This window comes from Siphonobacter sp. SORGH_AS_1065 (genome assembly GCF_030818595.1).
In the GTDB taxonomy this organism is placed as follows: Bacteria; Bacteroidota; Bacteroidia; order Cytophagales; family Spirosomataceae; genus Siphonobacter.
On sequence record NZ_JAUTAM010000003.1, the window covers coordinates 1 to 7,367 of the forward strand.

Genomic DNA, 7,367 nt, shown 5'->3' on the forward strand with positions numbered 1-7,367 from the left:
CTCTCGAGAATGCTGGCTTTGGATAGATTCAGAGCAAAGGGAATGTATTGGGTTTTGATCTGAGTAGGTGTATCCGGCAGGGAGTAGTAGAGCTTGATGAGCAGACTTTCTTCCAGGTTTATTCGAATCTTGCCGCTTTTTAGGCTTTCTAAGAGCTTTTCGGGCTCTGGGTGGTGCGATGACACTATCGCTCCTATTTGAATCAAATTACGGGCCCTTTCCTTGCGTTTAGCGGCTTTCTCGGTAGTCTGGAGGGACTTGATTTTCTGCTGGAGTAGCTTAATCTTCTCTTCAGTAGTGTACTTGGCCATGGCTCAAAACAGGGTTATAGAAGGGTTGGAGCTGCTTTTTCAGCGGTCAAAACTAGCATTAAAAAAATAAAGAAAAAATGCGTATTTTAGGGCGATCAACTAATCATAATGCCCCACTATACATTGCTTCAAATTGCTGCCCGAAAAAGGGCGTCAATTCGATTCAATGTGTGGGTCTCTGCGAGGCGGGCTAAACCAGAAAAGCCATGGCGAAAGGATTTATTAATGTGTCGATTTCGGGCAGCGGGGACGTGAGCTATTACCTGCGGGAGAGCGAGTGCTTGCACGTGCAGAGCAGTGCGAACCTGAGCACCGAGCGGGCTGAGCTACTGGAAGAATGGAAGCAGCTGGAACGTCAGGAGAAGATGGGCAATAAAGATCTGGGCATCCGGGGCCGGCACGATGCCCAGGTGCGAAAGAACTACACCTTATCGCTGCCGAATGAGCTGAGTGCAAAGGAGGCGGCAAATCGGATTGAAGCAATGCTGAAGGAAACGCCCATTAAGGACTGTAGCTACTCGATCTGTATTCACCGGGGTGAAAAGGACGGAGTTCAGAATCTGCACGCTCACGTGCTAGTGAATGAGCGAAATTTGATTACCCGGAAGAAAGATCGGCAGATGATTAAGAAGGAGTTTTTAGAAAAGGAGTTTCGGCCCAAGTTTGAACAGGCCTTTGCGGCTGAACGGGCTTTAGGGAAGGATCTAGTGAGCCGGGAGCGGATTGAGCCGGCTTTATTTCAGAGTAGTCCTGAGGTAGCCCGGGAATTGCTGAGAATCTATCAAGAGCAGGCCGAAAAGCTTAAAAAGATAGCCAACACAAATTCAGAAAAGACTTCGATAACTAACAAACAGAAACTAGAAGTACCTGTCCAAAAACAGCCCGAATCTAACCATCAAACCCAGAAATTGAACCTACAATCTAAAAAAAGAGGTTATGTGCTAAAGGTGTAAATCAAAGAAGAATCGATTAATAAATAACCCAATAACTGTATCATGCATAATCTGAGATTTAGAGAAAGCAATGGTTTTACGGGCTAGTCTTTTTATTCGAGATCTTAAAGTGAGATGCTTTCGTTCAAGGGATTGCATAAGAGATTTATCTTGAATCCGTTTAGATTGATCCAAACAATCTAGGTAAGCCCACCAGGCATCGGTAACCCATTGATGGGTTCTTATTTTGGCTTGCTCTAGTAGAGCTAATAATCGTCTAAAGGTAGCATTTGTACGACGCCCGAATACGAACGCAACAATTTTACCTGTAATAGCATCTTCCACCCACCAAAGCCAACGTGGATTTTTCTTTTTTTCAACATAACTCCATTCCATGGCGGCCACCTCTCATCAACCTTAAGAATGAGGGATTTACGATAGGTGTCTTTATATTCTGGATTTACGGAAACTAAGTCATTACTTTTTTTTCAAATACTTAATGACTGTGGAAGTACTAATTTTTAACACACGAGCCGTCTCTCTGATTCCGTTGCCATTGAGAGCCATTTCAATGATTTGTTTCCTAATAGCAGGTTCATATCCTCGATTGACATATTGGTGAACAAATGTTTTACCGCAACTATAACATCGAAGTCTAGGTTTCCCTAATGGTGTTATACCATGACGCTTTACTGATGCTGGCGAACCACAATGTTTACATTTGACTGCTTCATATACCATGTGCAAATTTAATAATTTACACCTTTACAACATAACCAATTATATGAATAATTTATTAGCACTAATTAATATCCGTATCGTATATTTGTATACGATAAATTCAATCCTTCATAATAAAGCTATGAAAAATTTTCTTCTATTATTTTGTTGTACTTATTTTCTTATCAGTTGCCAAAAAGATGATTCCGTTATTCTCAATAATGATTATTTTGTTGGAACATGGCTATTAAGAAATGCCTCGAACATTAAGCAAGAAAATCCACTACCTTTAAAATTAACATTTTTAAAATCAGGGAAAGTCAAATTGAATATATCTTCTACGGATAATTCAATAGATTATTCAAATGTACACTGGGTTTATAGCCCTGAAAATAGAGAATTGACTATTTCAAATAGTAGTGTTGAAACATATACCCTAGTAAATTTTTCTAAATCTGACTTTATTCTTAAGAATAAAGAAACCTCTCATCATCTTTTATTTAATAAAGATTGATGTATGTTATTCTTTTTTAAAGAATAACATACATTCCCACCTTTTTTTGTTTAATTCTGATTAGAGTTATGTTATTTCATACTGAAATAACAAGGAGCTTTATTGGTTTATTCTTAAAAATCAACCTAATTTTTAATATATAACACCCAATATCATGCTAAAATCTACCTACCTATCATTCATTATCATTGGGATAATGATATTGTCTTCATGCCGAAAAACAGAAACCATTGAGCCTGATGTTCAATATTCTGATAAGTTGACGTATGATCAACTAGAAGAAAATCGCATCATCTTTTCTAAAACATTGGCTAAAGCCCTTGATAATGTAGAAGTTAGGTCTTTAATAAAAAATGAAGCCTTAAAGAAGTTTGACAAGGATACTGAGATATTGTATCAAATGATTAAGGATAATCGAATTGGTAATGAAACATTCGAAAGTTATCTAACTAAAATATATGGGTCTTCAGAGTTTATAAAAATCGTGAATTCATTACCTCTTTTGACAATTTCTATTCCTCATCTGAGTAAGTTTTCTGCTGAAAGTTGGAATATTGAGAGTGAAATACCATTAGTTAGCCCTAGGCCAAACAAGGTAAATGGAATAAAAAGAGCTAACACAGTGCAATCCTACAACGGGAAAGGGTTTGCTGGTATCTTGAAAACTTACGAACATCCAACAGTTCCTGTTATTGTGGTAAAGGATAATGAAAGGGTTATATTACAAAAGAACGCTGGAGGAAGAATGTCAGATAATCAAGCTAAAGCTTTCAGCAATGCCTCTCATGATTTTGTATTTTGGGATAAGGATTTTGATGGTAAAATACCGGATATAAGCTCTGGAGGAAGGGGAGGTGTGTATAGCTATTTTGATTCTCGTGCTAGATTCGCTTATGAAAATAATCTTGAATTCCACCGAGATTATATTTATTATGGAATAGCGCCAGAGCTTGGCATTAATACAGGAACACTTAATACGAATTATCAAGAACATATAACAAGTTTAAAATTTCATCTTGCTAGCACTGCAAGTACTATATTCGATGATCCAGTCAGTGACTGGGGTGATGGGAATTTTGAGTTTTCGGTTGGGATATACTTTATTAGTGATAAAACATCATTAAGTACTTTGCAAAAAGGATTTAACGCCGCTCTTGGGGATCTTTTCAAGTATACGGTAGATTCTAATGGGAATATTATCGTATCAGAAACCAAACAATATATAATACCTAATAAAGGAATTCCCATTGCAACTTGGGATATGGCTAGATTTGGTGATACTTGGAAAATTTCTCTACAAGAAATTGATGCACAAACAACACAGACATATAATCATACCTACACTATTACTTCTAATTTTGGAACAAATTTCACTTCAAATGTAAAGGAAGGGCCTAATTTTGGAAGCACTACAGCAAACGGAACGAGTTTTTCTCAAAGTTATACTCTTGCCATTACTGGTGGTTCAGATTTCCTATATGAAGGATTTTTGACTTGGAAAAACAAGGTCATTGTAAATAGATATGACGTTCCTATTTCTCTATTAGGAAATATTTATCACATTGATTACGGAAATACTCATGATATAGACACAGGAATGGCTTTAATTACTATAGAACCAAAGCCTATTTATTAATATGATAGTATTTAAATATCACCTACTACTCCTATCCAAACAGGAGTAGTAGGTGATATTTATTATAAATAAACATGTATATAACATTTTCTAAAGGGACGTTTGTAAAATGTTATAGAGCTACGTTCACGTAAAAGGGACGTATATTATTAGAAATCATATACTCTCTGGCGACCTTGAGTGATTTGAAAAGTAAAATGAGCATTAAGATAGGAGAAGACAATAACGTAATTGCCTGGATTTAGGTCTTCTACTATTACTTCGTATTTGTTTGGTTTCTGTGATAAGAGTTTTGAATACTTTCCACTAATAAGAGGACGCTTATCAAATCCAGCCTCTGTATATACCGAATACGGTAATGAAACCTGCTCCAAACTTGAAGTGAATGTAATCTTAGCACTCCCAACAGGAGAAACTTCATTTTTTTGGCAAGAAAATAGAGATAAAAGGCAAAAGGTAAGGAAAATCTTAAGTTTCATGCAAAGGTTGATTTAGTTTGCTTGAATGCAAGATACTATGCTTAGTAAGATATCCTGTCATCAAATGATAAGGGAAATCATATAATTACTTTTTATAAAGTGTTATATAAGTGATTTTATGTTGAAGATCTTTGAGGATTGGTTCTAATATGTGCTTATTTGTACACTATACAATAATTGTACATCGCATTGTACATGTCTAGACAGATGTATATGGTTTACCTTACTCTAAAAGAAGCGGCAGAAGCCACTGGTTTAAATGAAGCTACTATACGCAGGCTGTGCAAAAGATCTGATAGTAAGCCATTTATACAAATGAAAGAGAGTAAGAGAGGAGCACAGTATACTATACAGTCTAATTACCTCTTTAGTATATATTCCCCTGTTAGGTCAAACGATAAGCAACACTATACAAGGCTAGAGGATAATACTAACACAGTAGAAACGAAGCCTATACAAGACTATACATTGGTTATAACAGCTAAAGATGAGTTGATACAGTCACTTAAGAGTGAAAATTCTTACTTGAGAGAAGAAAACAAGAGCCTACGTGAGGAAAACAAGGAATTGAAGTTTCTTCCTCCTGCACCAATGCAGAGTCCTTCTCTGTCAGAACAGCCTACCCACAAGATTTACCTTATTCTTACTATTATACTTTTTATTAGTGTATTAGCCATTGGCTTATACGTGCTGTTCAAATTATGACCAGAGCTTAAGCCTTAAGACCAAGTCTAGTAAGAAGGTATCCTGCAATGTTTTTTTCAACCTTTACTTTCCCTGTTTGTAATTGGTGAGCGAATTTATTAACCTCCTGAATGTAAGCTTTAGAGCTCATGATCTGATTTACTAAATCGCTACGCTTTATATTCCACATATCTAACAATTGTCGGGCATTTTCATACTGAGCCTGCGTAATGTCTTTAGGGGTAGACTCCCCACTAAGGCTATTTGGGGCTGAGAGGGGTAGTAAGGCAGCTAGCTGTTGTTGTCTGACAGTAAACGTGATAAAATGATAGCTGCGTCCCAGTTTTTCTAGCTTATAATCTATATATAAATCCGTGTGTTTATTAATCTGTTTTTTTGCTTCATCTAATACAAAACGTTTAAAATCAGCTATTTTCTCGAACTTTTCGTTACCCTTATCGTCACGCAAAGAGAGCATTCTCTTTAACTCAGCGATAGTTGTTTTAGGTATTTCCCCCTTGTCTTTCCATTGGCTACATAGGGTGTATAACCTTTTTCCATACTTGCTTCCAAGTCTTAGAGCTGCGTAGAGTTCAAAAGAGGTGAAGTTATCTTTTAATTCAAACAAGTAAGGCTTGATAGGATTACTAAACTCAATCTCTATACGGCCTTCACCAAGCATGTACTCGACTCTTTGGAACATCCAGAGCTGCTTGTAACTCTTTGTAGTTGAAACTTCAAACATACGACTACCCATTTCTTCTGTTGCTTTTTTAAGGTAGTTATATTGATATTCTTTCCCTGTAAGTGCAGAGAGATCCTTTACTACAATTTCATAAACTCCACTAGGACTATCTTTTTTAAGCATCGATAGTAAGTAGAAAAAGATATCTAGTTGAAGCTCTGAATATTCATAACGAGCTGTAGTGATTGCATTATGGTGTCTAACTTCTACTTTTTCTTGCATGTAAAGAACTGATTTATAGGTATCTGGTTACAACATCCCTAAAGTACGAGTATTTTTTTAGATACTCGTTTTTTTTTATCGTCTTTCACTGATTAAAACTCGTCTTTTCACTGATTAAAACTCGTCTTTCACTGATTAAAACTCGTCTTTCACTGATTAAAACTCGTCTTTCACTGATTAAAACTCGTCTTTCCTATATATAAGGAAGACAAATAAACAAATATTACAAATAGCACAAATTTGTGTTTTGCGTGTATACGTGCGAGGCATCCAGCCGCACAAAAGGTGGCCTGCGTCGGCTCCGCCGCACGCTTCAAATTTTGAAAGCGGTATGATAAACCAAAAATTGAGAAAGGGCGAAAAAGAGCAAGCAAAGCCCAAAAAAGAAGCCCCCGGCAACTAAAAAATTAGTTTGTTCGGATCTTATTACTAATTTTTGTAGTTTTACGTACGTAAATGCGTACTTAACTAAGAATAGTAGCCATGCAGGTATTGAATTACAGTGATTTTCGCCGCAGCATGCGGGAGAAATTCGACCAAGTCACTGACGATGGAGAAATCGTCATTGTCAATCGCAATGAGAACAAGGCCGTTGTGGTCTTATCGCTCGCCGAATACAACTCAATTCTGGAAACCATGCACTTATTGCGTTCGGAAAAGAACCGAAACCGATTAGCCGAAGCCATGGCCCGCACGGAAAATGGTCAAGCCGAGCATCATGACCTAATTGAAGAATAAGATGACACTGAGTTGGGACGTGAATGCCTGGGAAGATTACCTGTACTGGCAGAAATACGATAAAGCCGTTCTCAAACGGATCAACGAGCTGATTAAAGACACTTTGAGGGATCCTTTTCACGGCATTGGCAAACCAGAACCCCTTAAGGAAAACTTGCGAGGCTACTGGTCCCGCCGGATTACCGATGAGCACCGACTAGTGTATACCGTACTTTCGGATCGTCTGCACATCATTCAATGCCGCTATCACTACTAGCGAGTAGGCTTATCAAACCTTTCTTTTCGAGATTCAGGGTAAGAGTTACTTTTTGGTGTCATCGGCCCACACTTCGACTTTCTCAATGCGATAGATATGGATTTTTTGCTGCCTGCTTTTAGTCTGTAAG

Annotated in this window: 10 protein-coding genes; 5 read left to right on the forward strand and 5 right to left on the reverse strand. The window is 37.4% G+C overall.

Annotation, left to right across the window (positions count from 1 at the left end):
- A partial coding sequence (locus QE390_RS00750) for a hypothetical protein (RefSeq protein ID WP_307140685.1) occupies nucleotides 1-311 on the reverse strand: 311 nt, incomplete at its 3' end.
- Between the two features lie 206 nt (nucleotides 312-517).
- Here QE390_RS00750 and QE390_RS00755 point away from each other — a divergent pair.
- Nucleotides 518-1,264, forward strand: coding sequence for a MobA/MobL family protein (locus QE390_RS00755; RefSeq protein WP_307140686.1), 747 nt, complete (start codon nucleotides 518-520; stop codon nucleotides 1,262-1,264).
- Here QE390_RS00755 and QE390_RS00760 read toward each other — a convergent pair.
- Together QE390_RS00760 and QE390_RS24730 are read right to left on the reverse strand one after the other, a co-directional pair.
- The gene (locus tag QE390_RS00760) at nucleotides 1,253-1,639 is read right to left on the reverse strand and encodes an IS1 family transposase (RefSeq protein WP_307140687.1); all 387 of its coding nucleotides are present in this window, start codon (nucleotides 1,637-1,639) and stop codon (nucleotides 1,253-1,255) included. The genes QE390_RS00755 and QE390_RS00760 overlap by 12 nt on opposite strands.
- Nucleotides 1,640-1,720: 81 nt before the next feature.
- The gene (locus QE390_RS24730; RefSeq protein WP_373424520.1) at nucleotides 1,721-1,984 is read right to left on the reverse strand and encodes an IS1-like element transposase; all 264 of its coding nucleotides are present in this window, start codon (nucleotides 1,982-1,984) and stop codon (nucleotides 1,721-1,723) included.
- 121 nt (nucleotides 1,985-2,105) lie between these two features.
- Between QE390_RS24730 and QE390_RS00765 the strand changes: the two genes are divergently transcribed.
- Both QE390_RS00765 and QE390_RS00770 read left to right on the forward strand, forming a co-directional pair.
- The gene (locus QE390_RS00765; protein WP_307140688.1) at nucleotides 2,106-2,477 is read left to right on the forward strand and encodes a hypothetical protein; all 372 of its coding nucleotides are present in this window, start codon (nucleotides 2,106-2,108) and stop codon (nucleotides 2,475-2,477) included.
- Nucleotides 2,478-2,631: 154 nt separating this feature from the next.
- Nucleotides 2,632-4,113 (forward strand): hypothetical protein, encoded by a 1,482-nt coding sequence (locus tag QE390_RS00770; protein ID WP_307140689.1) that lies wholly within the window; start codon nucleotides 2,632-2,634, stop codon nucleotides 4,111-4,113.
- A gap of 149 nt (nucleotides 4,114-4,262) precedes the next feature.
- On the opposite strand, the gene QE390_RS00775 is transcribed toward QE390_RS00770, so the two are convergent.
- Both QE390_RS00775 and QE390_RS00780 read right to left on the reverse strand, forming a co-directional pair.
- Nucleotides 4,263-4,592, reverse strand: a complete 330-nt coding sequence (locus tag QE390_RS00775; RefSeq protein ID WP_307140690.1) for a hypothetical protein — start codon at nucleotides 4,590-4,592, stop codon at nucleotides 4,263-4,265.
- Nucleotides 4,593-5,304: 712 nt separating this feature from the next.
- Complete coding sequence (locus tag QE390_RS00780) at nucleotides 5,305-6,243, reverse strand: replication initiation protein (RefSeq protein ID WP_307140691.1); 939 nt, start codon at nucleotides 6,241-6,243, stop codon at nucleotides 5,305-5,307.
- Nucleotides 6,244-6,726: 483 nt separating this feature from the next.
- Between QE390_RS00780 and QE390_RS00785 the strand changes: the two genes are divergently transcribed.
- Nucleotides 6,727-6,981, forward strand: coding sequence for a type II toxin-antitoxin system Phd/YefM family antitoxin (locus QE390_RS00785; RefSeq protein ID WP_307140692.1), 255 nt, complete (start codon nucleotides 6,727-6,729; stop codon nucleotides 6,979-6,981).
- A 1-nt stretch (nucleotide 6,982) separates the two neighbouring features.
- On the forward strand, nucleotides 6,983-7,237 hold the full coding sequence (locus tag QE390_RS00790; protein ID WP_307140693.1) for a Txe/YoeB family addiction module toxin: 255 nt from the start codon (nucleotides 6,983-6,985) through the stop codon (nucleotides 7,235-7,237).
- The last annotated feature ends 130 nt before the right edge of the window (nucleotides 7,238-7,367 follow it).